Raw genomic sequence first — 26,476 nt, 5'->3', positions numbered from 1 at the left:
GCCTGTGTCTTTTTACAGGCGTACTATCACCTAATCCCTCAGTCCGTACAGCAAGATGATTATTCCAATGAACGTTAACTTAGCCACGGTTCGCCCTGCCACGCCCGCCGATGCAGTGGACGTTATCGACCTGATTAGTTTTGCAGACGAGAATGCATTGTTATATTTAACGGGGCAATCAGATTTGCAGCAGGCCAAACGGATTTATCGGCAAGACTTTGCACGCGACGACGTCTATTTTAGCTATCTATTCACTCAGGTGTGCTTCGTTGACGAGCAATTGGCAGGTTGTATTTTGGCCTTTCCTGGGTTCCTTGAGCCGACCTTTATTGCCCATTCAACGACGCCACTTGCTGATGTCAGAGAAGCGGAAGATGATGAGCTTTATATCGATTCATTAGCCATTTACCCTGAGTTTCGTGGGCAGAAGCTATCGCGCTACTTGATGGATGCGGCTAAGATTTTAGCTATAAAATATCAGCTCAACCGGCTTTCACTGCTGGCCGATGACGCCAAGCCTTATCTGGAGAAGATGTATGCGGGTTATGGCTTTAAAACGGTTGAGACCCTCATGCTGGACGGTGTTAAACACAAAAAAATGACGCTGGTCATTAATTAAATGCTTTCAGGGCTGTTAATCGAGCAGCCCTGAGTGATGACAATTATTTGATTCTGGCCATTTGGTCTTCGATATTAACCTTGCCATTAACCGCCCTATTTTTAATCCGCCGTGACCACATAGCAGTCAAAATAGGTACCAGTACTGAGGTGACTATCACAGAGGTGGCAACCAGTGCAGTGGCGGCCGGTGCAACGGCCTTAAACTGCGGCACCATTTCTGCAATCAGTACCGGTGTTGCCACCGCCGCACCCGCCGAGCTCGAGGCGGCAATGCCCGCCGTTCCATCACCTCCACCAATAAATTTATCGGCAAGCATCAGTGGAATACCGGTGATGATGATAACAGAAAGTCCCAGCAGCACGCCCAACAGGCCGGTTTGCGCAATGACGGTGAGATTGATGGTGTTACCCAGTGCAAAGGCAAAGAACGGGATCAGCGTTTGTACAGCCTTACCAAAGAATTCCCTCAGCTCGGGGTCAATATTGCCCAGCGCAAAACCGACCAGGAACGGCAGCACCGCGCCCACAAAGACGTGAGGTTCAAACGAGGCAATACCTGCAGTACCAAGAATCACCATGGTCATTAGCGGCCCGGACTCTAACGACATCAGCACGAATGCCCCAGCCTCTTCCTTCGAGCCGTATTGCTGCATTATTGAGGCATATAACCCGCCGTTGGTCATGTCCATTGAGGCGACCAGCGCTAGCGTAGAAAGGCCAGCGAAAAAGCCTATTTCAACGCCGTGTTCAGGAATAAATCGTGAAGCCAGTGCGGCAACCACCCAGGCAACGGCAATTTTTGTCACCACCAGCGTGCCAGATTTACGTAAAACGGTGCCGGTCGCACTGAGTTTAATTGATGCTCCCATGCAGAAAAACCATACTGCCAAAATAGGCACTGTGCCGGTAATCAGGCCATTGCTGAAGGAACCTAAATATTTGCCGGAATCAGGGGCAAAAGTATGACAGAGCGCGCCGATAAACAGCGGAACCAGCATCATCCCACCGGGGACTTTTTCGATTGCACGTTTGATATGCATGTTATACCCACCTAGTCAGTAGAGCATCAATTGAGGCGAATGAGCCGAGGGTTCGGCTGAAAAGCGAAAATGACTCGCTGCTGGGTGCTAAATTAAAGCCTTATTGATTTAATAAAAGTGATCAAACACATAAAAATGAAACGCTGTTTCTTTTTTAAAGGTCTGTAGTTTCTTTTTTGTGATGTGGGCTAAAAAAAACCCGCATCCAAAGAGATGCGGGCATTGTTATAACGTGAACAATCGTCTTAATCGGACCTTCTGCAGGGGTTATTGCCCGTAATAGGCCGTTTTCCCGTGCTTGCGTAAATAATGTTTGTCCAGCAATGATTGCTGCATTTTGCCGAGTCTAGGCGTTAACTGCTGTGAAAAAATGCCCATATAGGCCACTTCTTCAAGCACTACGGCGTTGTGCACTGCGCTGTCGGCGTCACTTCCCCAGGCAAACGGACCGTGAGAATGCACCAGAACCGCCGGAACGTCTTGAGCCGAAAGCCCGCGCTCGGTAAAGGTTTCAATAATCACTTCACCGGTCTGCCATTCGTAACGCCCGGCTATTTCCTGTTCGGTCATTTTACGCGTACAGGGAATGGCGCCGTAGAAATAGTCGGCATGCGTGGTTCCCCAGGCAGGAATATCCAACCCCGCCTGCGCCCAGATAGTGGCGTGTCGGGAATGGGTGTGAACGATGCCGCCAATTTGTGCAAAATGCAGATAAAGTGCGCGGTGAGTATCCGTATCTGAAGACGGTTTTTTACTGCCTTCAACCACTCGGCCAGTCTCAATGTCGACCACCACCATGTCCTCCAGACTCATACGTTCATAGTCCACGCCCGAGGGTTTGATCACCATCAGCCCCTGCTGTCTGTCGACGGCACTGACGTTGCCCCAGGTAAATGTCACCAGATGATGGCGCGGCAGGGCCAGATTGGCTTCGAGTACCTGTTGTTTTAATTGCTTAAGCATCGGAATGTCCTTAATGGGCGCTTTACCCTATTTTCGGAGCACTGGACGTTGGTGGGTATGGTGAAAATAGCTAAAGAGTAAGTGTACTTCTGCTGCAATCGCAAAACTGTCAGGCGGTGGACATAACAGAATCGAGGTGATTGCACAGTTGAAAGAAGTATTGGCCCACTATTTTAAATAAAAATCAAAGTAGCCTTTTGTGCTGTTACTAAAGAGACTTACAGTGAATTAAGACTATTTACCTGTTCGTGGGAGACAGTTCGCAGTAATTTATGTTAATCCCGCGGAGAAGCCAGTTATTAACTATACTTAACAATGAAATTTAGTGAGATCCTTTCTGAGGAGAATGACAATGCTATTAAATAAACGTATTGCCAGTGTTGGATTAGTGCTTGTAATTGTGATGTCCGTGAGTGCGTGTGGCAACATGTCTCACCGCGGCCGTAATACCGCTATTGGTGCGGGTGTAGGTGCGCTCGGTGGTGCAGTTCTTACCAACGGCAGTGCGCTGGGTACCCTTGGTGGCGCAGCCGTCGGTGGTATTGTTGGCCATCAGGTAAACAAATAAGAAAACAATTCAATAACACAGTAACTTAAAGCAAATTAATTCTAAGTGCTTAATATGAAATTTAATCTTTCACTCATTAAATCTCTGAGCCTGCCGTTTCCATTTTAAAAATAAATGGGAACGCGCAATTGAATTTTATTTAATAACAATCTGCTGCTTGTTAACTTGTGCGGCAGATTGTTACTTTGATAAAGTGTTACTCAAATTTTAAAACCGTGTTGCTGAGGTTTTGAAAACACAGTTTGCGAGTTGTTAACCTCCCGCTAATTTTACTTTCATCCCTTTCGCTTCAAGTAACTGTTTTAACAAGTCCCGTTTATCACCCTGGATTTCAATCACGCCGTCTTTAACCGAGCCACCGCAGCCACACTTCTTTTTAAGTTCGGCGGCCAGCTTGTCTAGCGCAGCGTCGTCAGCATCAATGCCAGTAATGAGACACACCCCTTTGCCCTTTCGGCCACTGGTCTGGCGCTGAATACGCACAATACCGTCGCCCTTCGGCCGCTCAACCTTCGTTTTTGGCTCGTCAATTCTGCCGGAGTCGGTGGAATACACCAGGCGGCTGTTATCATCATTTTTCATGAAACCAGCTCCTTTATGCCAGAGATGCGTGAATATCTCGCAGCGTTTGCGCGGGGTCGGCTGATTGGGTAATAGGTCGGCCAATCACCATGTAATCTACGCCCGCAGCCTGCGCATCCTGTGGCGTCATGACACGGCGTTGGTCATCGGCGGCGCTTCCAGCAGGGCGAATGCCGGGTGTCACCAATTTAAACGCCTGACCCAGATTATTTTTGAAGCTCACGGCTTCCTGAGCTGAGCAGACAACGCCGTCCAGGCCACAGTCGCGAGTTAGGGTAGCCAGGCGTAGTGCATAATCCGCGGGGCTAAGGCTGATGCCAAGATCGGCCAAATCGCTGGCTTCCATGCTGGTCAGCACGGTCACGGCAATCAGTAAAGGCGCGTCTTTGCCAAAAGAACTCAGCGCATTTTTAGCCGCCGTCATCATGCGCGCCCCCCCGCTGGCATGAACGTTAACCATCCACACCCCCAAGTCGGCGGCGGCGGCTACCGCGTGGGCGACAGTGTTGGGAATATCGTGGAATTTAAGATCCAGGAACACATCAAAATTTCGGGATTGCAGGTCTCTTACCAGTTCTGGACCAAACAGCGTAAACATCTCTTTTCCGATTTTCAGACGGCAATCGCGTGGGTCAATGCGGTCAACAAAATCCAACGCTGCTGACTTATTGGCGTAATCCAGCGCGACTACAATAGGAGATGATTTCAAGTCGTTGTTATGAGGGTTATTTTCAGACTTCATTTCTTCCACCTTTTGCAATTTTTATAGGAAAGGACATCAGGACAAAATTCTGACGCCCGCATTCTACATGGCATCCGTCATAAAGCCCAGCCGATCGTTTCACGACGATTTAGTGACGGAATCGTTACATTTTTATGAATTTTTTGTGAATGGGTAGACAGCAGCATTTAGCTGACTTAGTTTGATGTTTTATTATCAGGAAGGCTTAAATATGAGTGAGATAACGACGTTAACCATTAAAATTCCGGCAGAGCTCAAGGAGCTTATCAAAAATGCCGCCGCTGACGCACAACATTCCTTAAGCGCAGAAGTCTGGGCCCGTCTAGAAAAAAGCTTTGCCACTCACGATGAAAAACCAGCAGATGATAAAAAAGGGAAAAAAGTCATAAAAGCCGAAGAATCAGAGATTGAAGTAGATAATCAGCATTTGGGTGAACATACCGAACCGGCACTCACCCAAAAAGAACTCAAAAAATTACGTCAATTGCTCAGCAAAGCGCCGAACAAAAAGAAATAACCGACTCTTTTATTTATTGTCCGTCAAGACCGCGAATCGGTTTTACCGTTGCCCAGGCGCGGCATGACGGGCAATGCCAATAAAGTGAATGCGCAGTAAACCCGCACTTGTGGCAGCGATAGCGTGGTTTGGTACGGATTTGCTCGCCCACCATGTCTCTCAGCAGCACCAGGCTCTCTTTCGCTCGACCGTCTTCGGCATCCGCCAAGTGGTAATCCATCAGGTGATGAAATACGCGCATTGTGGGATGACGCTGAAGTTGGCGGTTAATGTAGAGTTGCGCAACTTCGCGCCCCTCTTCCTGCTGCAAAATCTCGGCCAGCATTAACTCTGCAGTGGCACCGGTGTTCTCATCAACGCAGCGTTTTAGAAACTCCGCCCACTCCAGTCGGTTATCCAGATGCTGATAGCACTCCTGCAGCATTGGGAGCGTTTCACTCACCACCTCTTTGTCCTGCTCGAGAACGCGCTTGAGTGCATCGGCGGCTTTCGCGTATTCGCTCTGGGCCAGCAGAATACGCCCCTGCATAATCGACACGCGAGCACAGAGTTTATCAGCCGATGCAGCCTTCTTAAGCAACCCGCTGGCTTTGTCTAAATCATCACCGGCCATCGCCTGCAGGGCAAGCTCGCAGTAAAAGTGGGCAATTTCCTGACGTTTATTCTCTTTACCTAGCTTAACCAGCTTCTCGGCAACGTCAATTGCACTCTGCCAATCGCTGGTCGCCTGATGGATAACCAGCAGTTGCTGCAAAGCAAACAGTTTGAAGTCTTCTTCCTTCACCAACTGGTTAAACATTTCTTCAGCGCGGTCGTAAAAACCGGCGGCCATGTAGTCACGCCCCAGCTGCTGAACGGCCAACAGACGCTGCTCGAAGGTCAGCGATGCGCTTTCCATCAGCGACTGGTGAATTCGGATGGCACGGTCAACCTCACCGCGGGAGCGGAAAAGGTTACCCAGAGTCAGGTGCGCCTCAACGGTGTTACTGTCCTCTTTCAACATATCAAGGAACAGATCTACCGCTTTATCTTGCTGATTGGAGAGTAAAAAGTTTACCCCTGCCACATATTCACGCGATAAACGGTTGGCACTTTGCTGTTTATCCTGTTGTGAACTTCTGCGCCCCATGTACCAGCCGTAAGCGGCGGCGACGGGCAATAACAGAAACAGCAGTTCTAACATAGAAGATTATTCCTTAGTGACCGGATACTGCTGCACCGCAGGTTCGGTCGTTGCCGGGGCAATTTGCTGCTCCAGACGCTTGATCTTTCGCTGCGCACGGCCGAGCGACAGGCGCACACGCAAATAAAACAGACCGCAGATAATCCATCCCAACACAAAGCCGGTTGCGAACAGCACCGCTAACAAAGTCGATACGCGGTAATCGCCCTGTGCCAGTAAATAATTGAAGGTAACTACCTGATCGTTATGGGCACCCAGAGTGATTGAGATCACGACGATGACCAGCACGAACAAAAAAATCAGCAAATATTTCACATTCATTCCTGTAATGCCGGAGAGTCCGGATAAATTATGCCAAAAACTGACGTCCTTAACTAATAAGTTAGCATTTCCCGCCGCAGCTGGGAAATGTTGAGACCGGATTATGCCGAGATAGAAGAAAGTTCATACAGTCGGAAAGCTGGAGTCGAGTAAACAGTCTTTACCCGACCCAAATCAGACGTTAATCCGACTGTGTATGTATAGCCATGTTGAATATATGGGGACAGGAAATCAAAATTAAAGCCCCTTGAAGGTTATTCCGGCTCACGACTCTGGATCTCTTTTTGCTCCTCGGGAGGCGGTGCAAAGGGTCCGCAGAGCCTTTGTGCCAGCCAGCAGGCCAGCGTCACCAGCACCCAACTGATGCCCACCGAGGCCATAAGATCCCTCGGCCAGTGCATGCCGAGCAGCAGGCGACTGCCCATAACCAGCGATGCCCACACCAGCAGCACAGCAACAGTTTTATAGTGACGGCGCGGCCACAGCAGCCCTACGCCTAGCAGAGCCCAGCTTGCGGCAAACATTGTATGGCCGGACGGGAAAGCGAATCCGGTGTCGGCCTGCCAGCTTTTCCCCAGCCAACCGGGTATTTGTGCGTTGTCCTGCACTTCATTTTTAACCTGCAGACTGCGAGCCTTCTTTTTCTGTTCATAAAACGCCGTGACGTCCATTGACTGCGTTTTACCAAGCCATTGCACATAAGGTCTCGGCTCTTGCACCTGCCGCTTGACGTAGCTTTTTACGCCTTGGCCGATCAGCACCGCCGCGCTTAACAGCAGCACTAAAACGATAGCCGGTTTAAGACGATAGCGCAGACACCATAGAAACCAGAGACACAGCACAATATTGGTCAGCATTCCCCACGGAGCACTTACCGTCTCGGTTATCGCATAAAATGGGCGTAAGATAATGTCACTCATGCCTGGGGCCCAACCCCATCCGCTTAACCACACCAGCGCGGGCATCAGTAACAGGAACAAGGCTGCACTGCACGTCCTTATAGCGATTTGAAGCATTGTATGACCCTAATATCTAAAGATTCATGAAAATGAAATGTATAATGCGCATTCTACGCAGCGGCCTGCAACGCAGTCCAGCCGGGAATGATATACTTGTGAGTATGGTTATGTTCGGGAGTCGGCTGATTTTTACTGGTCAACCTGAGGATCTCTACGTAGGATGCGCCACAAGAATTAAGAATATTTGCAGGTTTTGGAGAGTAACATGCAGCTGAAACGGGTGGCAGAAGCCAAACTGCCAACGCCATGGGGAGATTTCCTGATGGTGGGTTTTGAAGAATTGGCAACCGGACACGATCATCTGGCGCTGGTTTTCGGTGACATCACGGGCGAAACGCCGGTGCTTGCACGCGTTCATTCAGAGTGTCTGACGGGTGATGCGCTGTTCAGCCTGCGCTGCGACTGTGGTTTTCAACTCGAAGCGGCATTGAATAGCATCGCCGAAGAGGGCCGTGGTATTTTGATGTATCACCGTCAGGAGGGCCGCAACATTGGCCTGCTGAACAAGATCCGCGCCTATGCGCTGCAGGATAAAGGTTACGACACCGTTGAAGCTAACCATCAGTTAGGGTTTGCTGCCGACGAACGCGACTTTACCCTGTGTGCCGATATGTTCAAACTGCTGGGCGTTGAAGCCGTTCGCCTGTTGACCAACAACCCGAAAAAGGTCGAGATTTTGACCGAAGCGGGGATCAATATCGTTGAACGTGTACCGCTCATCGTTGGCCGTAACCCGAAAAACGAGCACTATCTGGCGACCAAGGCAGCAAAAATGGGCCATCTACTGGATAAGTAATTTTTAATTAATCAGACGATAGCCAAAGAAAAAGCACCGAAAATTCGGTGCTTTTTTTATTGTCTATGGCAGCTGAAACTCGCTGTGTTAAAGCATTTTACGGATCACGTAGTGCAAAATACCGCCGTTTTCAAAGTAGGTCAGCTCATTGCCGGTATCGATTCGGCTTCGCGCATAAATGACCTCTTTTTTGCCATCAGCGTAGGTAATGTGCACCGGCACGTCCTGACCCGGTTTCAGCGTTTGCATACCGCTCACGCTAATGGTTTCATCGCCCTTCAAATTCAACGTTTTGCGCGTCACGCCTACCGGGAATTCCAATGGCAAAATCCCCATGCCAATCAGGTTTGAACGGTGAATACGCTCAAAGGATTCCGCAATTACCACGCGAACACCGAGCAGCCGCGGGCCTTTCGCCGCCCAGTCACGGCTTGAACCTGACCCATACTCTTTACCCGCAATCACCGCTAACGGCACACCGCTCTGCTGATAGCGCATTGCGGCATCGTAAATAGCCAGTTGATCGTTGGAAGGAATATGCCGGGTTACGCCGCCTTCAACGCCAGGCACCATTTCGTTACGAATACGAATGTTGGCAAAGGTTCCGCGCATCATCACCTCGTGATTACCACGACGTGAACCGTAGGAGTTAAAGTCGTTGGGCAGCACGCCGTGTTCCTCAAGGTAACGCCCCGCTGGACTCTCTTTTTTGATATTCCCCGCCGGTGAAATATGGTCGGTGGTCACTGAGTCAGCCAAAATCGCCAGAATGCGGGCATCTTTAATGTCCTGAATCGGATCGGGTTCGACCTTCATGTCGCTAAAGAACGGCGGATGGCGAATATAGGTCGAATCTTCCTGCCATGCATAAGTCGGCGTGCCTTCAACCTTGATATTCTGCCAGTCCTTGTCGCCGTTAAACACTTCGGCATATTCTTTGTGGAACATCTCGGTTTTCACCTGCTCCACCGCTTTGGCAATCTCGTTAGACGTCGGCCAAATATCACGCAGATACACCGGATTGCCGGCCTGGTCTTCGCCCAGCGGGTCGTGAGTGAGATCAACCGACATATTGCCCGCCAGCGCATAGGCTACGACCAGCGGCGGCGAGGCTAGCCAGTTGGTTTTAATTAACGGGTGAATACGTCCTTCAAAGTTGCGGTTGCCCGACAACACGGCACCCACCGTTAAATCGCCCTGCTTAATCGCCGTTTCAATCGGCTCAGGCAGCGGGCCGGAGTTACCAATACAGGTAGTACAGCCGTAGCCCACCAGGTTGAAACCTAACTTCTCCAGCTCGGGCATCAGTCCGGCGGCATTTAGATATTCGGTCACTACTTTGGAACCCGGTGCCAACGACGTTTTTACCCACGGCTTGCTTTTTAGCCCCTTGGCGGCGGCATTTTTAGCCAGCAGACCTGCCGCCATCAGCACACTTGGGTTTGAAGTATTAGTACACGAGGTAATCGCGGCAATCACCACTGCGCCAGTCTTGAGCTGTAGTGCCTGATTTTTATAGCTGAAATCAACGCTCTCGCTGTGAGTCGCTGAATTATTACCCAGCTCAAGCTCGGTGGCTGCCTTGAAGGCCTGGGGAACGTTGGGCAATGCCACCCGGTCCTGTGGGCGTTTGGGTCCAGCAAGGCTTGACTCGACCAACGCCATGTCCAACTCAAGAGTACTGGTGAAAATAGGCTCATCGCCCTTCTCACGCCACAGCCCCTGCGCTTTGCTGTAGGCGTGAACCAGTGCAATCTGCTCGTCGCTGCGCCCGCTGAGTTTCATGTAGCTCAGCGTCACTTCATCCACTGGAAAGAATCCGCAGGTGGCGCCAAATTCTGGTGACATGTTAGCGATGGTCGCGCGGTCCGCCAGCGGTAAATCAGCCAGGCCATCACCATAAAACTCGACAAACTTGCCCACCACGCCGTGCTTGCGCAGCATTTGGGTGACGGTTAATACCAGGTCGGTGGCGGTGATGCCCTCGCCGAGTTTACCGAGTAATTTAAAACCTACAACGTCGGGAATAAGCATCGACACTGGCTGTCCGAGCATAGCGGCTTCGGCCTCAATACCCCCACAGCCCCAGCCTAACACGCCAAGGCCGTTAATCATGGTGGTATGGGAGTCGGTGCCGACCAGCGTGTCGGGATAGGCCACTTCCCTTCCGTCCTGCTGCTCGTGCCACACAGTTTGCCCGAGGTATTCAAGGTTCACCTGATGGCAAATGCCAGTGCCAGGTGGCACAACGCGGAAGCGGTTAAAGGCTTTCTGCCCCCAGCGAAGGAATATATAGCGTTCATGGTTGCGCTCCATTTCCAGCTTGACGTTTTCACCGAACGCCGCGCGATCGCCAAACTCGTCTACGGTAACCGAGTGGTCAATAACCAGGTCAACCGGCGTCAGGGGATTCACCTGATTCACGTTGCCGCCAAGCCGCTCTACGGCCTGACGCATGGCGGCAAGGTCAACCACCGCAGGCACGCCGGTAAAGTCTTGCATAAGTACGCGAGCGGGACGGTAGGCGATTTCTTTATCGGCATGGCCCGTTTTTTGCCAGTCAACGATGGCCTGAAGATCATCTTCAGTCACGGTATCGCCATCGATATTACGCAGCAGATTTTCCAGCAACACCTTCATGGATTTTGGCAGCCGGTCGATATTGCCAAGGGTGGCAGCGGCTTTGGGTAAGCTGTAAAAGTGATATTCCTTATCGAGGTTTGCCAGCTTATCCTGACTATTCTTGCGAAGATCGGACGACATAGCTTCTCCTTTTAACGCTCTTTTTTAGTATGTTACTTAAACATTCTAGTTTAGCTGACGAGAAAGACCCGCCAGAGGGTAGGTGTTCTTATAAAGATAACACAGATTATAATTAACATTTTAATAACAACACAAAGTGTTAACTTTCAAAGTGGAAAGCTGCTTTGCCAGAGGGTGGTAACAGGGAATGGACTGAAATGGGGGGCAATCTTATTTAAGTAAAAGACCGCACACTATGGTGCGGCCTTTTCGTCAGGTGCTAACCCTGAGCAGCAGGCATTATTTGTGTGGCAGTTTAACGTCTTTGAACAGAGCTTCAATGTCTTCGTTTGAACGCAGCGCAATCGCACTGTCTACCACGTCACGCGTGAGATGCGGCGCGAATCGCTGAATAAAATCGTACATATAGCTGCGCAGGAAGGTGCTGCGACGGAAACCGATTTTGGTGGTACTGTGGGTGAAAATATCGCTGGCATCGACGGTGACCAAGTCAGGATCCTGCACCGGATCAACCGCCATGCTGGCAATCACGCCAACGCCAAGGCCCAGTCGCACATAGGTTTTAATGACGTCAGCGTCGGTTGCGGTAAACACGATGCGTGGCGTAAGGCCAGCGCGATTAAACGCCGTATCCAGTTCTGAGCGCCCGGTAAAACCAAAGGTATAAGTCACTATCGGATATGCCGCCAGTTCCTCAATGGTCACTTTTTCTTTTCCCGCCAGCGGGTGATCTGGCTGAACCACAACCGCACGGTTCCAGTGGTAACATGGTAGCATTATCAGGTCATCGTAGAGATGCAGCGCCTCGGTGGCGATGGCAAAGTCAGCATTACCTTTAGACACAGCTTCGGCGATTTGCGTTGGTGAGCCCTGATGCATGTGCAGAGATACACGCGGGTAACGTTCAATAAAGCCTTTGATGACGTTAGGAAGCGCGTAGCGGGCCTGTGTATGGGTAGTTGCCACATACAACGAGCCTTTATCTGGATAAGTGTGTTCACCGGCTACGGCTTTGATTGCATCAACCTTAGACAGCACTTCGCGAGCGATACGGATAATTTCCTGTCCCGCAGGTGTCACCTGGGTGAGGTGTTTACCACTGCGGGCAAAAATCTGGATCCCAAGTTCATCTTCAAGCATGCGCACTTGTTTGCTGATGCCTGGCTGTGAGGTGTAGAGGCCTTCTGCCGTCGAAGAGACGTTCAGATTGTGATTAACAACTTCTACGATGTAACGCAGTTGCTGCAATTTCATATCTTATACCATCCTAGTTTTAAGCCCTGGCTACTTTCTTCACTCTCGTTGCTGGCAGAAAGGAACGGGGATCTCTTTATTGTATGGGCCGGTATTATTGGAGCCGGTTAATTCTAATAATGCATAAAAAGATTATTTTATATAACAACTGTATCATTATTCAATCAATTTTATCCGCTGCCTGTCTACAAAAAACTCAAGACGTCTTAGCACCGCACAATGAGCATGCTTACGGCAATAAAGTCTAACGGTGATTGACCTTATTACAATAAAAAAACCAGCCGTGGTGGCTGGTTTTTCAGTTTATCTTAACTTTAGGCAGCGAAAGCTTATTTTTTGCCTTCAACCCACTTGCCATCAACGTAAAACGCTGACCAGCCGGTGGCTTTACCGTCTTTCTCAGAGGAAACGTATTGCTGCTTGGTCTTACGGCTGAAACGCACCATAGACTTGTTGCCTTCTGGATCAGCAACTGGCGCATCGGCCAGATAGCTCAGTTTTTCTGGCAGGCGGTCTTTAAATCGCAGCAACTCTTCCACTAACGGTGCACGGGTTTCGCGTGATTTAGGGAAAGTATTGGCCGCAAGGAACACGCCAGCAGCCCCATCGCGCAGCACGAAATAGGCATCTGACTTCTCGCAAGGCAGCTCAGGCAGCGGAACGGGGTCTTCCTTCGGCGGTGCAACATCGCCATTGCGCAAAATCTTGCGGGTATTCTTGCAGGTCTCGTTGGTACAACCCATGTACTTACCAAAACGCCCAAGCTTCAGGTGCATTTCAGAACCACACTTGTCACACTCAACGATTGGACCGTCATAACCCTTGATGCGGAACTCACCCTCTTCGATTTCGTAACCGTCACACTCTGGATTATTACCACAGACGTGCAGTTTACGGTTGGTATCGATCAGGTAGCTGTCCATGGCCGTGCCGCATTTAGTACAGCGACGACGGGCACGCAGCGCGTTGGTTTCGGCATCATCCCCTTCGAGGATGTTAAGAACTTCCGACTCCGGCACCAGGTTAATGGTGGTTTTGCAGCGCTCTTTCGGTGGAAGAGCATAGCCCGAACAGCCGAGGAACACGCCAGTGGTGGCGGTGCGAATACCCATCTCACGTCCGCAGGTCGGGCAATCAATGCTGGTCATCACCATCTGGTTAGGACGCATTCCGCCCTCTTCCGGATCTTTTTCGGCGGTTTCAAGCTGCTTGCTGAACTGAGCGAAGAAATCGTCCAGAACGCCTTTCCACTCGGCCTGGTTGTTAGCAACCTGATCCAGTCCATCTTCCATGCGCGCGGTAAAATCGTAGTTCATCAGCTCGCGGAAGTTATCTTCGAGGCGATCGGTGACGATTTCGCCCATTTTTTCGGCATAAAAACGTCGATTCTCAACGTGAACATAGCCCCTGTCCTGTATGGTCGAAATGATCGACGCATAGGTGGAAGGTCGGCCAATGCCACGCTTTTCAAGTTCTTTAACCAGAGACGCTTCGCTGAATCGCGCAGGCGGCTTGGTAAAGTGCTGAGTCGGCAACAGCTGCTGCAATTCAAGCGTGCTACCCACTTCAATAGGAGGTAGCGTGCGGTCTTCGTCGCCTTTGCGCAAGGCAGGCATCACGTGAGTCCAACCGTCAAAGCGCAGAGTACGTCCTTTGGCACGCAGTGAATAATCACCGGCCTTGACCGTCAGCGTGGTGGAGTCGTACTGCGCCGGCATCATCTGACAGGCTACAAACTGACGCCAGATAAGCTGATACAGTCTCTGCGCATCCGCTTCCATGTCTTTGAGTTGTTCAGACACTACGCTCACATCAGAAGGACGAATCGCTTCGTGCGCTTCCTGGGAGTTTTCTTTGTTGCTGTACAAGTTCGGCGCTTTCGGCAGGTACTTGGCACCAAAGTTGTCATTAATATAGCCACGCACCATTTCTACCGCGTCTTTACTCAGATTGGTTGAGTCGGTACGCATGTAGGTAATGTGACCGGCTTCATAAAGACGCTGGGCCATCATCATAGTCTTTTTCACGCCAAAGCTCAGACGGGTACTGGCCGCCTGCTGCAGCGTGGAGGTAATAAAAGGTGCACCCGGTTTGCTGCTGGTCGGTTTGTCTTCACGGTCAACCACGTCGTAGCGCGCTTTTTCAAGCAGGGCAACGGCGGCGTGAGTCTGTTCGCGATTAACCGGTTTAAAGGCTTTTTCGAGGTGATGAGTCACCTCCATCTGCAGCGCAATGCTCTCTTTAGACTGAAGATCGGCGTGCAACTCCCAATACTCTTCGGGAACGAAGGCCTTGATCTCTTTCTCACGCTCAACCACCAGACGTACGGCAACGGACTGAACGCGTCCTGCCGACAGCCCACGGGCAATTTTTTTCCACAGCAGCGGGGAGACCATATAGCCCACCACCCGGTCCATGAAACGGCGTGCCTGCTGAGCATTGACGCGGTCGATATTCAGTTCGCCCGGTTTTTCAAACGCTTGTTGAATGGCGTTTTTGGTAATCTCGTTGAAAACAACGCGACTAAAACGCTTATCGTCACCACCAATCACTTCCCGCAGGTGCCAGGCAATGGCTTCCCCTTCGCGGTCAAGGTCAGTTGCGAGATAGATGTGGTCTGCTTTTTCTGCGAGCGCTTTTAGCTCGGCCACCACTTTTTCTTTGCCGGGCAGTATTTCGTACTGCGCTTCCCAGCCGTGGTAGGGGTCAACACCCATGCGATTAACAAGGGCCGTTTTCTCATCCTTTTTTACTTTTTTCTTTGTCTTTTCTTCGGTTGAGTCAGCGCTTTTTTTAGTCGCAGAACCGCTAGTTGGCAAATCGCGAATATGACCGACGCTGGACTTAACCACGTAGTCATTTCCTAAATATTTATTAATCGTTTTGGCTTTTGCCGGGGACTCAACTATTACGAGAGCTTTGCCCATAATTACCTTTTACCTAAATTATTCTTCTCGGAAAGAAGATTTTGTCTTGTTTATGCCGCGGCACATTTAATGTCTTTTTTTATATTGCGGCACTGAGTCAGGAGATCAACCATTTTTTTTCACCCTTCCCAACCGTCCTCCAGAGGCACAATCCAATAAAGTCTTGCGGATTGGAACCCGGACAGGGGTAAGGAAATCGCAATCATGGCACCAGGCAACCTTCGAGCGTAAACAAATCATTCCACCCTAAGCCAGAAAATCCCACACTCTACCTGATAAAAATTGCCACGCAACCTAATTAGCACGTAAATGCACTTTCTGCCAATCTGAACATTATATGTGCAATGTCAACAGGCCTTGCCTACAGCGGGATTGCGGTCATGTCATCTGCGGGATTACAATTAGATTAATGATTATAGTGAGAGGCACTTTTTTATGCAGACCCACACTGTGGCAATAAGTACTGATGCACTACTTATAGAAGCAAATAAAGTTATTCGCCAGCATGGCGATTATCTTCAGGGAATGATAGCAACAGAAGTTGAACAAAAAGGCGAAGTTTTGGTTTTTCGTGGAGAATTCTTCCTCGATCAACAAGGATTACCCACCGCAAAAACAACTGCCGTCTTTAATATGTTTAAACACTTGGCCCATCTTTTTTCAGATAAATACCACCTGCAAAAATAGTTTATTTTTTCATCAACGCGATGCGTCTATTCATTAATAGAAAGACAGTCATTAGATGATAAAAAAAGGGACCGAAGTCCCTTTTATTAAACTTACAAAAGCGGTTTTTCGCCTCGCTGTAACCAGCGTAAAAACAGGCGATCGACGCTTTCTGCGGCGCTACCGGTAAAGCGATCCATCATGCGTTTACGACGCGCATAACGCACCGCGATCACTTCATGATTTTTCATTTCGGCAATAAGTAAATCGTCGCTGGTGCCAATCGCATCAACCAGCCCCTTTTCACGCGCTTGCGTCCCAAACCAGTGCTCACCGGTCGCCACAGAATCAATATCCAGAGACGGACGATGTTCGTGCACGAACTCTTTGAACAACACGTGAGTTTCATTTAAGTCTTCACGGAATTTCTCACGGCCTTCCTCGGTGTTTTCGCCAAACAGCGTTAAGGTTCGCTTGTACTGACCGGCGGTGTGCAGCTCGACGTCGATGTTGCTCTTTTTCAGTAAACGGCTGAAGTTGGGGATCTGTGCCACTACGCCGATGGAACCAATAATGGCAAACGGCGCGGCGACGATGCGGTCGGCAACGCAGGCCATCATATAACCACCGCTGGCGGCGACTTTATCAACCGCCACCGTCAAACGAATGCCGGCCTGGGTCAGGCGCGCCAGCTGTGAGGACGCCAAGCCATAGCCGTGCACCACGCCGCCCGGGCTTTCAAGACGCAGTAACACTTCATCCTGCGGGGTGGCGACGGCGAGCACTGCCGTGATCTCTTCACGCAGCGAAGTCACTTCGTGCGCGTCCATGCTGCCTTTAAAATCGAGCACGTAAAGGCAAGCCTTGGTCGGTGTGCCTCCTGTTTTCGCCTGCTGTTTTTTAAGTTTAGATTCGGTTTTTTCTTGTTTTTTGAAAGCTTTAATGCTGAGTTTTTGCTCAGCCGGTGTGAGACGCGCGGTACGCATCTCACGCTGCATTTCACGATATTCTTCACCTAAATCCGTCAGACGCAGCTCGCCCTTGCCTGATGATTTACGCTGGCGGAGTCCTACAAACAGCACCACGAGTGCGCCGATGGCCACTACAACAGTGACTATTTTGGCCAAAAAAAGCCCATACAGAGAAAGTAAATCCACAAATACCGCCTTTTAACATTCTGATAAGATACAACGTTCATTCTAGACAATCGTTGCCGATGCGTCTTGCCTGAAAAGGCCCTGGAAACAAAGAGACACTGCATTTTCGCGTTTATTGCGTAAAGTTGTTTAAACATGATGCGCATAAGATTCAATTTTGTTACAAATGATCTGCGACAAAGTGGGTTAATCATTGAATGTCATGTCCATTTCAGGCATATAACAGCAATTATTAATCCATTTACACTACAAATTCTGTCAATTCGTTTGTTCACGGTTGAGGTTGTTACTCCCTGCAAACGGGTTGTAATGATGCGTTGAAGGCCTTTGCCTCCGCGTCCCGGCACCTTATATAGAGGACAATTTCTGTGCATTATCATCCTAAATCCGACTTGCTCCGCCAACGTATCATCCTCGTCACCGGAGCCGGTGATGGCATTGGTCGCGAAGCCGCACTGACCTACGCCCGCTTTGGTGCGAAGATTATTTTACTGGGCCGCACTGAAAGCAAACTGCTCAACGTTCAGCAGGAGATTGCCGCTAGAGGCCTGCTTCCCGCCGAGGTTATCACACTCGATTTGCTGCACGCCTCTCAGCAGGACTGCCATCAGGTTGCTGAACGTATTGCGCAATGGGTGCCTCACCTCGACGGCGTGCTGCACAATGCCGGGCTGCTCGGCGAAATCGTTCCGGTTAAAGATATCCAACTTCAAGACTGGCACGACGTGATGCAAGTTAACGTTAATGCCGCCTTTATGCTGACGCAAAGTCTGTTGCCTTTGCTATTAAAATCTCACAGTTCCTCTCTGGTATTTACCACCTCCAGCGTGGGCCGTGAAGGCCGCAGCGGCTGGGGAACCTACGCGGTGTCAAAATTTGCCACCGAAGGGTTAATGCAGGTGCTGGCCGATGAGTATAAACAGACCAACTTACGGGTTAATTGCATCAATCCGGGTGGAACGCGCACCAGTATGCGGGCATCTGCGTTCCCGAAAGAAGACAGTCAAAAACTTAAAACGCCGGCCGATATCATGCCACTTTATCTTTATTTAATGGGTGATGACAGCCGCCGTAAAACCGGCACCAGTTATGACGCCCAACCCGGTCGTAAACCCGGCGCAGCCGAATAATTCGAGTAAAAATATGAGCACAGACCGCCACCAGCAGCGTCAGCAGAAACTAAAAGAACAGGTTGATGCCCGCATCGAAGCCGCAAAAGAAGCACGCGGGATTTTGATAGTCTTGACCGGCAACGGCAAAGGTAAAACTACCGGCGCTTTCGGCACTGTGACCCGCGCAGTCGGACACGGCCAACGCGCGGGTGTTATCCAGTTTATCAAGGGCGAATGGCCCAACGGTGAGCGTAATCTGCTGGAGCCGCACGGCGTCGAATTTCAGGTAATGGCGACCGGTTTTACCTGGGATACACAGAATAAAGAGACCGATACGCTGGCCTGTCAGGCCGTCTGGCAGCATGGAAAACGCATGCTTGCCGATGCCTCGCTTAATTTGGTGGTACTCGATGAACTGACCTACATGGTCAGCTTCGGCTACCTCGACCTGCAAGAAGTGATCGATGCGCTGAATGCGCGGCCGTCGCATCAGACGGTAATTATCACCGGACGAGGCTGCCATCGCAGTCTGCTTGAGCTGGCCGACACCGTTAGCGAGCTACGTCCTGTGAAACATGCCTTTGATGCAGGGATTATGGCCCAGCAGGGCATTGACTGGTAATCGCGTTATCAAGATACGGACCAAAAAAAACCGCAGCTTCTGGCTGCGGTTTTTATTTTGATCAAGCTGGCGAGATTAACGCTTGGCTGGACCGTTGCTGCGACGCGAAGGCGCAACCTGAGTGTGGCGTTTAACCGCACGGCGGATCTGGTTGGCTTTAACACGACGACGATCGCGCTCGACCGGCATCTTGCTCACCGTCTCTTCGCTCATTTCAACCAGCTGACGCAGATAGTTGATGTCCGGCAGATCCAGCTCTTTATAACCGCCGCGAGGCAGGCCTTTAGGCAAGTTCAGGTCGCCATAGCGAACGCGGATCAAACGGCTAACCTGAACGCCAACGGCTTCCCACAGACGACGAACCTCACGGTTACGGCCCTCTGTCAGCGTCACGTTGTACCACTGGTTCAGCCCTTCTCCGCCCTGGTATTTAATAGTGCGGAAAGCAGCAGGACCGTCTTCGAGCTGCACGCCACGGCTCAGCTGTTTGATTTTTTCATCGTCAATCTGACCAAATACGCGCACAGCATATTCGCGTTCAACTTCACGGCTTGGGTGCATCAGGCGGTTAGCCAGCTCACCGTCGGTGGTGAACAACAGCAGGCCTGAGGTGTTGACGTCAAGGCGGCCTACGGCAACCCAACGTGAACCACGCATTTTTGGCAGTCTGTCGAACACGGTCGGACGGCCTTCCGGATCACTGCGAGTACAGAGTTCGCCTTCTGGCTTGTAGTAGGCCAGCACGCGGCATACGGTGTCCTGAGCTTCAATGATTGACAGCACGTGGCCGTCAAGACGGATCTTGGTGCCTGCGGTCATTTCAACGCGGTCGCCGAGGGTAGAAATTTTACCGTCAACGCTGACGCGTCCAGCCTGAATCATCGCTTCAACTTCACGACGAGAACCGTGACCTGCGCGGGCGAGGACTTTCTGCAGCTTCTCGCTTTGCAGACCTTCACCATCGTCGACAGAGTTCTTGGGCTTTTCGTATTTCGGTGCGTCATCGACTTCTTCATCGCTGACTTTTTTAACGATCAGGGATTCACTGCGCGGCTTGTTAGTGCGCGGCTTATCGCCCTGTGGTTTGCCGTTACGCGGCTTGTCGCTACGTAACTTGTCGGTGCGAGCATTGGCTGCACCTGATTTCTCCGCCGTGGACTTTCCACCGCGGGCAGTTTCTATACGGGATTTTTCGGCGCCGGGCTTTTTGCCGCGCGGCTTGTCTGAATCACTGCGCTGGGAGCGTGGCTTATCAGATGAAAATTTATCGTTTCTTTGCTTATTGGAATTAAACTTCTCGCTCATTGAGCAGCCTCTTTTGTCGCCTTCACAGGCGTCATTGTCTATTCTACTTTCAATAAGTTACGGCGATTTTGGCCCTAACTCTATAATCTGTCACACATTATTGTGTCAAGTATGCCACTAAAAGTGCCACACCTGACGCTGCGCAAGCGAGCATATTACATCAATTTTAAGCTAAAAGATTCCTCTAAAACCAGCGGGGCTTGCTGACTTACTTCTGAAATCGCCCAAACATTTTATAGCGTCCGCCCGGATAGAGTAGCCGTGCGCAGGTCACGACTTTTTCCTGATGCCAGGTGCGGCGCAGTATTTGCAGGCAGGCTTCGGTCTTATTGATTTGCAGCAATCGCTGCTCTTCTTCATTGGCGATAACCGCTTCAACGGTATGCTCACCCGCTGTAAGAGGCGCCAACTGTGATAGATAGGCAAAAGGCGTGGTTTTGGTGAAGTCTTGCTGTAAATAAAGCGGCGCGACTTCCGGGTTAACCACCCTGTCCTCTAACTGCACCGGATTATCATTTTCATAGTGCACAATCACCGAATGAAACAATTGACTCCCCGGGCGGAGATTAAATTGCATCGCCTGACTGTCGCTGGCCGTTTGTTTTTGAATAAGTAAAACCCGCGAGGTATGAAAATGCCCGCGGCTCTTTATTTCATCTGAAATATTATTGACTTCAAGCATCGGCGTGAAGGCTTTCATCTCATTCACAAAAGTCCCGACGCCTTGTAAACGCAGCAGATACCCTTCGGTGGATAATTCTCGCAGTGCCCGATTAATCGTCATCCGGCTAAACCCAAGCTCAGAGACCAACTCACTTTCGGACGGCACGCGCTGATGCGGCTGCCAGTGCCCGTGAAGGATCTGATTTATGATGCCCTGCTTAACCTGCTTGTAGAGCGGAGAGGGTTCATCCCCAGTCTCAGCAATCACCTCTGATAACGTTTTATTTGCTGACATTATTCTCACCTTCCGTTGTGCACTGCGAGCGCTTCGCGAATACATTGTTCACCGACAAATCAGTCGCCCGTAAATTTCCCCTGCTCTTTCGCCGACAGCGCTCTCATGCCTTCAGTTCTGTCTTCACTGGCGGCAATCAGCGCCGAAAGCGAACGTTCATAGCTGACACCGGCCGTTAACCCCATATCAAAACTGGCGAGCACGGCGCGTTTTGCCATCAAATTTGCTAACGGCGAGGCACGGCAAATGTTCTGAGCTATCTTTAATGCCTGCTCTATCAATTGCTCAGGGGAAGTCATTCGGCTAATTAAACCAAAAGAGAGTGCTTCATCGGCATTTAATTTACGTCCCGCGAGGATCATCTCCATCGCCAGTGATTTTCCGACCGCTTTCACCAGACGCTGGGTGCCTCCCGCGCCGGGAATAATACCAATATGCGTTTCCGGCAAGCCAAAAATGGCGGTCTCATCGGCAATGACTATATCGCACAACAGAGCCAACTCAAGGCCGCCACCCAGCGCATAGCCGGATAACGCCGCAATAATGGGTTTATTAATTGCCGCAATGCTGTCCCATTTCTCACTAAAACCGCTAGTATACAGCGCAATTGCCGAGGCAGTTGCCAGCGTTCCGGTATCAGCGCCAGCGGCAAAGGCGCGCGAAGACCCAGAAATAACTACCGCGCGGGTCAATTTATCCGCATCCAACTCAAGCAACGTGTCCAATAATTGAGTGAGCATTTCAGCGCTGAGGGCGTTTAATTTTTCAGGTCGATTAAGACCAATATGCGCGACCCCCTGATGATGCTCGCAGGTGATAAGCTCACTCATGATTTTTGCATCCCGTTGATTGACCGAACGGTGTCGTTGCGGTGCTGCAGGCCTTGCTCGATTTCATCTGCGCTCCAGCGGTAAAACCCTTCACCGCTTTTAGTGCCGAGTTTTCCCTGCTCAACGCGTTGCAGCAGCCACGGCGGCAACACATTGTCATTGGACAACTCGGGTAATAAAATTGCGGCCACGTTCTTCACCGTATCCAGTCCGGCAAAATCCATCAGTTTGAGCGGCCCCATTGCCGACCAACGCGGGGCCAGCGTGCTTTGCACCGCGAAATCGACATCCTCAATACTGCCAATCCCGGCGGTGACCAGATGCAGAGCCTCGCGCAGCATAGCGTACTGCAGGCGGTTGACGATAAACCCCGGCGCTTCCTTATTGATGGTCACCGTTTGCTTGTCGAGAAGCGCGCAAAGCGTCTCGGCCTGCCTGCGGGTCTCTTCGTGTGTTTCAGGGCCACAAACAATTTCAACCATCGGCATCACGTCTGCGGGGTTGAACCAGTGCAAACCAATAAATCTGGCGGGCGTAGCCAAGACTTTGGCAATCTGCCCCACCGGCACGCTGGAGGTATTGGTGGTAAGCAGACAGTCATCGCTAACGTACTTTTCAATCTCTTGAAACAGCTGCTGTTTAAGCGCCAGAGCCTCCGCAATGTTCTCGGAAACAATTTTTGCGTCCTGTAAACTTTCACGTAAAGAGGTAGTGAAGATGACGGACGAGGCCAGCCCTGACTGAATGCTATCGATAACCTTAGCCGCATTGTGCAGCGATTGCTCCGTGCGCGAATAAAGAGAAACCTTAAAGCCCTTGGCGGCGAATACGGCGGCGATCCTTGCCCCCATGGTGCCCGCACCAATCACTGCGATTTGCGTTGATTCCATTGACTCTATCCTCACCTAAATGACGCCCTGCTGCTGAAGTTTATCCATCTCCGCCGCTGAAAGACCGAGCCTTTCACCGAGAATTTCACGGGTGTGTTCGCCCAGTCTTGGTGGCATTAATTCTGGTAGCTCAGTCATGCCGCTCATTTTTACCGGCTGCGGTAAAATAGTCACTTCACCGGCAACCGGATGAATAACCTGATGTAATAATCCCCGTTCGACCACGTGCGGGCTTTTCAATACTTCATCCAGCCCCCAAACCGGCGCGGCAGGAATGCCAAATTGATCGAGTAACGCCAGCGCTTCAACGATTGATTTATCGTGTAACCACGCTTCAATCAGCACCCGCAGTTCGTATTGATGTTTGAGCCGCTGCGGGTCAGCGGCAAATCGCGCGTCTTGCGTCAGCTCGGGTTTGCCGATGGCCTCTGCCAGACGGCGGAAAAGGCTGTCATTGGCCACCGCGATGACCAGATAACCATCGGCGGCGCGATAGCTGTCCATCGGTGCGCTGATCGGATGCGAATTGCCCAAGCGTCCGGCTAGTGGCATTCCGCCCAACAATTGAGTCAGTGAAACCATTTGCATCGAGACCATGGCATCGAGCATGGCAACATCAATGTGCTGCCCCTGACCGGTTATCCCGCGTTGTAAAAGCGCCGCAAGGATCCCCCATGAGCAGTAAAGACCAGAGACCACGTCGCCAATCGCATCCCCCACCCGCGTCGGTTCGCCGTTTGCCCAGCCGGTGACCTGCATAATACCGCCCATCGCCTGGATCACGTGGTCATAGGCTGCCTTGTGCGCAAGCGGTCCCTGCTGACCAAAGCCAGAAATACTGGCGTAAATCAGCTTCGGGTTGATCTTTTTAACCGCGTCATAGTCGAGGCCGAGTCTTGAAGTGACTCCGGGACGGAAATTTTCGACCAAGACGTCGGCACTCTCGATAAGCTGCTCTAACAAGGCACGACCTTCAGGCGATTTCAGATTCAGGGTCAGGCTCTTTTTGCCATGATTGAGCAGCATGAAATAGCTACTTTCACCGTGTAGATGCGGTGTGAAAGCGCGGGAGTCATCCCCCGTTCCTGGCATTTCAATCTTGGTCACTTCCGCCCCTAAATCATTGAGCAAAGAGGCGCAGTAAGGACCGGCCAGCACACGGGAAAGGTCGAGAACCTTCACCCCTTGAAGCGGACGAGAAGCGTTGTGGGTGGTCATGCTGATTCTCCATTGACGGCTGTCGGGAAAATAATCGGTTTGAGTGCCTGATAAATGTCCCCTTGCTTAATCAACTCGCGCACGGCCAGCATGTCCGGGTACATTTCCGTGTCACTTTGCCTGAACACCACCCGCTGGCGAACCAGTGCAAGCACCAATTCAGTTCCGGCAGAGGCGCGCAGCGGTCGGTGAAATTCCACCGCCTGTGTGGCACATAAAATTTCTATCGCCACGATATCAATCGCATTGTCAACGGCATCAATCGCATTGCGTGCCGCCGTAACGCCCATGGAAATGTGGTCTTCCTGTCCGGCACAGGTAGAAACGGTATGCACGCTGGCAGGAGCCGCCAGTGCACGGTTCTCACCGGCCAGCGCCGCAGCGGCATAAGGCGGGATCATCATGCCCGAATTCGCCCCGCCGTCGGCCACGAGAAAGGCGGGCAAACCACTGAGATGACTGTTGGTCAGGCGATCGGACCGCGCCTGCGAACCGGTGCTCAGTTGTGCAATAGCAATGGCCAGCGCGTCAAGACACAGTGCCACCGGTGCGCCGTGTCCGTTGCCGCCGGGCAACACGTTGAGTTCACCGTCTTCAATCATAAATACCGGATTATCAGTGACTGAATTGACCTCGGTAGTCAGTGTTTTCTGGCAATAGCTCAGCACATCACGCACCGCGCCGTGGATTTGTGGAATACAACGCAGACTCAGCGCATCCTGCACCCGAAAGTCGCGATACGAGTCGAGGATCTCGCTGTCGCGGAGTAAAGCACGCAGTATGCGTGCCGTTTCATGCTGCCCCTCGTGCGGGCGCAGTGCATGAAGCCGCGCATCATAGCCCCGAGTATTGCCTTTAAGCACTTCAAGACTCATGCCTCCGGCAGCATCGGCCACTGGAACCAGTGCACTCAAGGATTCTGCGGCCAGACAACCCAACGCGGTAATTTCATAGGTTCCACTGACCAGAGCGTGCCCTTCCCGCGGGCCAGGAGTGCGCACGGCAATGCCCGCCCGCTCCAATGCCTCTCGGGCCGGTAAAAGTTCGCCCAGATAGTATGATTTCCCATAGCCGAACACCGACAGCCCGATATGCGCGGTGGCTATCAGATAACCCACCGACCCTTTAGCGGGTGACCAGGGAACCACGCCTTTGTTGAGCATCTCGGCCATAGTCTGCACCAGCGAGGGACTCACGCCGCTAAATCCCTGCAACAGTGATTTAATCATCACCGCCATCATCGCCCGCACCTCGTGCAGCGCCAGAACCGGCCCAATACCGCAGGCATGACTTTTCAACATGTTGAGCTGAACGCCAGAAATCTGCTCAGGGGATAAACGCTGGGTAACCAAATCCCCCACGCCGGTGGTCAGCCCGTAGATCACTTTATTATCTGCAATTGCCTGGCGGATTTTTTCATGAACGTTCAGCATGCCATCCAATGCCGACGCCTCAAGCAATACCTCGGCGCCGTAGGCAATTGCAGCAATCTCGCTGACTGAGGTTTCGGCGGTACCTAATGTGACGGATTGAGTCATTATTTATCCAGACCGTGTTGAGTCAGCCACTCTTTAGCGACGACGTCGACGCTCACGAAATTAGCCAGCTTGCCGTTCATGTCGATCAGGTCGCTGGTGGTCAACTGTTTGGAAACGGCGTTAAGGGTTTGTTCCACCACAGCGCTGTCTTTGTCTTTGGCAATCAAAGGGACGATGTTTTGCGCAGGGAACAGGTGTTTGGAATCGGTCAATGCCACCAGATTTTTCGTTTTCATCGCAGGGTCGGTTGAGGTCATATCCGCCGCCTGAATCTGATTATTGGTCAGTGCTGACAGGGTAAGCGGGCCCGCAACGTCGAGAATTTTAAAATTTTTAAAAGTAAGGCCGTAGACTTCGTTCAGCCCCTTCACACCTTCACGACGGGTTTTCCACTCTGCCGGACCACCCAGCACGAGGGTTTTAGCAACCGGAGACAAATCACTGATGTCTTTCAGATTAAATTTCTTCGCCGTTTTCTCGGTGACGGCCAGCACATCGCTGTCTTGGGCTGTAGAAATCTCGAGCATTTTTATTTTTGCGGGCAACGCTTTCGCCAGCGCGGCCGCCACGTCTTCAGGAGCATGCGCCTGCGCTTTCTCGTCGAGATAGCTCAGCGTTGCGCCGCTGTATTCGGGGATCAGATTAATCGACCCGTCGAGCAGCGCAGGCATGTACACTTCACGGCTGCCGATGTTTAGCTTGGTTTCTACTTTCACGTGTTTAGCTGCCAGCGCTTGCTGATAAATGATGGCAATCAGCTGGCTTTCCGGGAAGTCCGCTGAACCAATGATTATTGTGTCTGTGGCTTCAGCAGCAAAAACTGCCGGGGCATGAACGACAACGGCTGAGAACAGTGCAACGGTGAGCAAATTTTTCAATTTCAT

At 51.2% G+C, this 26,476-nt stretch carries 25 protein-coding genes; 7 read left to right on the top strand and 18 right to left on the bottom strand.

Annotation, left to right across the window (positions count from 1 at the left end; genetic code table 11):
- The first annotated feature begins 67 nt into the window (after positions 1 to 67).
- Positions 68 to 619: a GNAT family N-acetyltransferase gene (locus GA565_RS09715; RefSeq protein ID WP_152198279.1), complete on the top strand. Its 552-nt coding sequence runs from the start codon at positions 68 to 70 to the stop codon at positions 617 to 619.
- Between the two features lie 43 nt (positions 620 to 662).
- On the opposite strand, the gene kdgT is transcribed toward GA565_RS09715, so the two are convergent.
- Entirely contained in the window at positions 663 to 1,661 is a 999-nt protein-coding gene (kdgT, locus tag GA565_RS09710) for a 2-keto-3-deoxygluconate transporter (RefSeq protein WP_152198278.1), read from the bottom strand.
- A gap of 267 nt (positions 1,662 to 1,928) precedes the next feature.
- The gene (gene araD / locus GA565_RS09705; protein ID WP_152198277.1) at positions 1,929 to 2,624 is read right to left on the bottom strand and encodes an L-ribulose-5-phosphate 4-epimerase; all 696 of its coding nucleotides are present in this window, start codon (positions 2,622 to 2,624) and stop codon (positions 1,929 to 1,931) included.
- Between the two features lie 346 nt (positions 2,625 to 2,970).
- Between araD and osmB the strand changes: the two genes are divergently transcribed.
- Complete coding sequence (osmB, locus tag GA565_RS09700; RefSeq protein ID WP_152198276.1) at positions 2,971 to 3,192, top strand: osmotically-inducible lipoprotein OsmB; 222 nt, start codon at positions 2,971 to 2,973, stop codon at positions 3,190 to 3,192.
- 252 nt (positions 3,193 to 3,444) lie between these two features.
- Here osmB and yciH read toward each other — a convergent pair whose 3' ends face one another.
- Both yciH and pyrF read right to left on the bottom strand, forming a co-directional pair.
- Positions 3,445 to 3,774 (bottom strand): stress response translation initiation inhibitor YciH, encoded by a 330-nt coding sequence (yciH, locus tag GA565_RS09695; RefSeq protein ID WP_152198275.1) that lies wholly within the window; start codon positions 3,772 to 3,774, stop codon positions 3,445 to 3,447.
- 13 nt (positions 3,775 to 3,787) lie between these two features.
- Entirely contained in the window at positions 3,788 to 4,516 is a 729-nt protein-coding gene (gene pyrF, locus GA565_RS09690; protein ID WP_152198274.1) for an orotidine-5'-phosphate decarboxylase, read from the bottom strand.
- Positions 4,517 to 4,727: 211 nt separating this feature from the next.
- Here pyrF and GA565_RS09685 point away from each other — a divergent pair, with 211 nt between their 5' ends.
- Positions 4,728 to 5,033, top strand: coding sequence for a hypothetical protein (locus tag GA565_RS09685; protein WP_152198273.1), 306 nt, complete (start codon positions 4,728 to 4,730; stop codon positions 5,031 to 5,033).
- A gap of 13 nt (positions 5,034 to 5,046) precedes the next feature.
- Here GA565_RS09685 and lapB read toward each other — a convergent pair whose 3' ends face one another.
- The 3 genes from lapB to pgpB all read right to left on the bottom strand — a co-directional run bounded on the left by lapB (position 5,047) and on the right by pgpB (position 7,553).
- A complete protein-coding gene (lapB, locus tag GA565_RS09680) occupies positions 5,047 to 6,216 on the bottom strand; it encodes a lipopolysaccharide assembly protein LapB (protein WP_152198272.1) in 1,170 nt (389 codons plus the stop codon).
- A gap of 6 nt (positions 6,217 to 6,222) precedes the next feature.
- Positions 6,223 to 6,531, bottom strand: coding sequence for a LapA family protein (locus tag GA565_RS09675; protein WP_152198271.1), 309 nt, complete (start codon positions 6,529 to 6,531; stop codon positions 6,223 to 6,225).
- A 260-nt stretch (positions 6,532 to 6,791) separates the two neighbouring features.
- Positions 6,792 to 7,553 (bottom strand): phosphatidylglycerophosphatase B, encoded by a 762-nt coding sequence (gene pgpB, locus GA565_RS09670; RefSeq protein ID WP_152198270.1) that lies wholly within the window; start codon positions 7,551 to 7,553, stop codon positions 6,792 to 6,794.
- A 208-nt stretch (positions 7,554 to 7,761) separates the two neighbouring features.
- Here pgpB and ribA point away from each other — a divergent pair, with 208 nt between their 5' ends.
- Entirely contained in the window at positions 7,762 to 8,352 is a 591-nt protein-coding gene (ribA, locus tag GA565_RS09665) for a GTP cyclohydrolase II (protein WP_055770552.1), read from the top strand.
- Positions 8,353 to 8,439: 87 nt separating this feature from the next.
- On the opposite strand, the gene acnA is transcribed toward ribA, so the two are convergent.
- The 3 genes from acnA to topA all read right to left on the bottom strand — a co-directional run bounded on the left by acnA (position 8,440) and on the right by topA (position 15,296).
- Positions 8,440 to 11,115, bottom strand: a complete 2,676-nt coding sequence (gene acnA, locus GA565_RS09660) for an aconitate hydratase AcnA (RefSeq protein ID WP_152198269.1) — start codon at positions 11,113 to 11,115, stop codon at positions 8,440 to 8,442.
- Positions 11,116 to 11,394: 279 nt separating this feature from the next.
- Entirely contained in the window at positions 11,395 to 12,369 is a 975-nt protein-coding gene (cysB, locus tag GA565_RS09655) for an HTH-type transcriptional regulator CysB (protein WP_152198268.1), read from the bottom strand.
- 329 nt (positions 12,370 to 12,698) lie between these two features.
- Positions 12,699 to 15,296, bottom strand: coding sequence for a type I DNA topoisomerase (gene topA, locus GA565_RS09650; RefSeq protein WP_152198267.1), 2,598 nt, complete (start codon positions 15,294 to 15,296; stop codon positions 12,699 to 12,701).
- Between the two features lie 435 nt (positions 15,297 to 15,731).
- Here topA and GA565_RS09645 point away from each other — a divergent pair, with 435 nt between their 5' ends.
- Positions 15,732 to 15,983, top strand: a complete 252-nt coding sequence (locus GA565_RS09645) for a YciN family protein (protein WP_152198266.1) — start codon at positions 15,732 to 15,734, stop codon at positions 15,981 to 15,983.
- Between the two features lie 92 nt (positions 15,984 to 16,075).
- Here the strand turns inward: GA565_RS09645 and sohB are convergent, their stop codons facing one another.
- Positions 16,076 to 17,119 (bottom strand): protease SohB, encoded by a 1,044-nt coding sequence (sohB, locus tag GA565_RS09640; protein WP_152198265.1) that lies wholly within the window; start codon positions 17,117 to 17,119, stop codon positions 16,076 to 16,078.
- A 368-nt stretch (positions 17,120 to 17,487) separates the two neighbouring features.
- Between sohB and GA565_RS09635 the strand changes: the two genes are divergently transcribed.
- Positions 17,488 to 18,249: a YciK family oxidoreductase gene (locus tag GA565_RS09635; RefSeq protein WP_152198264.1), complete on the top strand. Its 762-nt coding sequence runs from the start codon at positions 17,488 to 17,490 to the stop codon at positions 18,247 to 18,249.
- Between the two features lie 13 nt (positions 18,250 to 18,262).
- Positions 18,263 to 18,853, top strand: a complete 591-nt coding sequence (gene cobO, locus GA565_RS09630) for a cob(I)yrinic acid a,c-diamide adenosyltransferase (protein WP_152198263.1) — start codon at positions 18,263 to 18,265, stop codon at positions 18,851 to 18,853.
- Between the two features lie 75 nt (positions 18,854 to 18,928).
- On the opposite strand, the gene rluB is transcribed toward cobO, so the two are convergent.
- From rluB to GA565_RS09595, 7 genes are all read right to left on the bottom strand, one after another.
- On the bottom strand, positions 18,929 to 19,804 hold the full coding sequence (gene rluB, locus GA565_RS09625) for a 23S rRNA pseudouridine(2605) synthase RluB (RefSeq protein WP_193311978.1): 876 nt from the start codon (positions 19,802 to 19,804) through the stop codon (positions 18,929 to 18,931).
- A gap of 562 nt (positions 19,805 to 20,366) precedes the next feature.
- A complete protein-coding gene (gene hutC / locus GA565_RS09620; protein ID WP_152198261.1) occupies positions 20,367 to 21,116 on the bottom strand; it encodes a histidine utilization repressor in 750 nt (249 codons plus the stop codon).
- A 59-nt stretch (positions 21,117 to 21,175) separates the two neighbouring features.
- Positions 21,176 to 21,946 (bottom strand): enoyl-CoA hydratase-related protein, encoded by a 771-nt coding sequence (locus GA565_RS09615; protein ID WP_152198260.1) that lies wholly within the window; start codon positions 21,944 to 21,946, stop codon positions 21,176 to 21,178.
- Positions 21,943 to 22,836 carry a 3-hydroxyacyl-CoA dehydrogenase family protein gene (locus GA565_RS09610; RefSeq protein WP_152198259.1) on the bottom strand — a complete coding sequence of 298 codons (894 nt, stop codon included), beginning with the start codon at positions 22,834 to 22,836 and terminating at the stop codon, positions 21,943 to 21,945. The genes GA565_RS09615 and GA565_RS09610 overlap by 4 nt, the downstream gene beginning before the upstream one ends.
- 15 nt (positions 22,837 to 22,851) lie before the next feature.
- Complete coding sequence (locus GA565_RS09605; protein WP_152198258.1) at positions 22,852 to 24,054, bottom strand: CaiB/BaiF CoA-transferase family protein; 1,203 nt, start codon at positions 24,052 to 24,054, stop codon at positions 22,852 to 22,854.
- The gene (hutH, locus tag GA565_RS09600) at positions 24,051 to 25,595 is read right to left on the bottom strand and encodes a histidine ammonia-lyase (RefSeq protein ID WP_152198257.1); all 1,545 of its coding nucleotides are present in this window, start codon (positions 25,593 to 25,595) and stop codon (positions 24,051 to 24,053) included. Before hutH ends, GA565_RS09605 begins: the two co-directional genes overlap by 4 nt.
- Positions 25,592 to 26,476, bottom strand: a complete 885-nt coding sequence (locus GA565_RS09595) for an ABC transporter substrate-binding protein (RefSeq protein WP_152198256.1) — start codon at positions 26,474 to 26,476, stop codon at positions 25,592 to 25,594. The genes hutH and GA565_RS09595 overlap by 4 nt, the downstream gene beginning before the upstream one ends.

The organism is Rouxiella sp. S1S-2 (assembly GCF_009208105.1).
Classification (GTDB): domain Bacteria; phylum Pseudomonadota; class Gammaproteobacteria; order Enterobacterales; family Enterobacteriaceae; genus Rouxiella.
This window is presented reverse-complemented; position numbering and strand designations above follow the sequence as displayed.

Coding starts and splice junctions, on each gene's coding strand:
- GA565_RS09645 (WP_152198266.1), top strand. CDS start 15,732: ATGCAGACCCACACTGTGGCAATAAGTACTGATGCACTACTTATAGAA.
- GA565_RS09595 (WP_152198256.1), bottom strand. CDS start 26,476: ATGAAATTGAAAAATTTGCTCACCGTTGCACTGTTCTCAGCCGTTGTC.
- hutC (WP_152198261.1), bottom strand. CDS start 21,116: ATGTCAGCAAATAAAACGTTATCAGAGGTGATTGCTGAGACTGGGGAT.
- yciH (WP_152198275.1), bottom strand. CDS start 3,774: ATGAAAAATGATGATAACAGCCGCCTGGTGTATTCCACCGACTCCGGC.
- GA565_RS09605 (WP_152198258.1), bottom strand. CDS start 24,054: ATGACCACCCACAACGCTTCTCGTCCGCTTCAAGGGGTGAAGGTTCTC.
- topA (WP_152198267.1), bottom strand. CDS start 15,296: ATGGGCAAAGCTCTCGTAATAGTTGAGTCCCCGGCAAAAGCCAAAACG.
- lapB (WP_152198272.1), bottom strand. CDS start 6,216: ATGTTAGAACTGCTGTTTCTGTTATTGCCCGTCGCCGCCGCTTACGGC.
- pgpB (WP_152198270.1), bottom strand. CDS start 7,553: ATGCTTCAAATCGCTATAAGGACGTGCAGTGCAGCCTTGTTCCTGTTA.
- cysB (WP_152198268.1), bottom strand. CDS start 12,369: ATGAAATTGCAGCAACTGCGTTACATCGTAGAAGTTGTTAATCACAAT.
- GA565_RS09615 (WP_152198260.1), bottom strand. CDS start 21,946: ATGAGTGAGCTTATCACCTGCGAGCATCATCAGGGGGTCGCGCATATT.
- kdgT (WP_152198278.1), bottom strand. CDS start 1,661: ATGCATATCAAACGTGCAATCGAAAAAGTCCCCGGTGGGATGATGCTG.
- araD (WP_152198277.1), bottom strand. CDS start 2,624: ATGCTTAAGCAATTAAAACAACAGGTACTCGAAGCCAATCTGGCCCTG.
- osmB (WP_152198276.1), top strand. CDS start 2,971: ATGACAATGCTATTAAATAAACGTATTGCCAGTGTTGGATTAGTGCTT.
- GA565_RS09685 (WP_152198273.1), top strand. CDS start 4,728: ATGAGTGAGATAACGACGTTAACCATTAAAATTCCGGCAGAGCTCAAG.
- acnA (WP_152198269.1), bottom strand. CDS start 11,115: ATGTCGTCCGATCTTCGCAAGAATAGTCAGGATAAGCTGGCAAACCTC.
- GA565_RS09715 (WP_152198279.1), top strand. CDS start 68: ATGAACGTTAACTTAGCCACGGTTCGCCCTGCCACGCCCGCCGATGCA.
- cobO (WP_152198263.1), top strand. CDS start 18,263: ATGAGCACAGACCGCCACCAGCAGCGTCAGCAGAAACTAAAAGAACAG.
- pyrF (WP_152198274.1), bottom strand. CDS start 4,516: ATGAAGTCTGAAAATAACCCTCATAACAACGACTTGAAATCATCTCCT.
- GA565_RS09610 (WP_152198259.1), bottom strand. CDS start 22,836: ATGGAATCAACGCAAATCGCAGTGATTGGTGCGGGCACCATGGGGGCA.
- ribA (WP_055770552.1), top strand. CDS start 7,762: ATGCAGCTGAAACGGGTGGCAGAAGCCAAACTGCCAACGCCATGGGGA.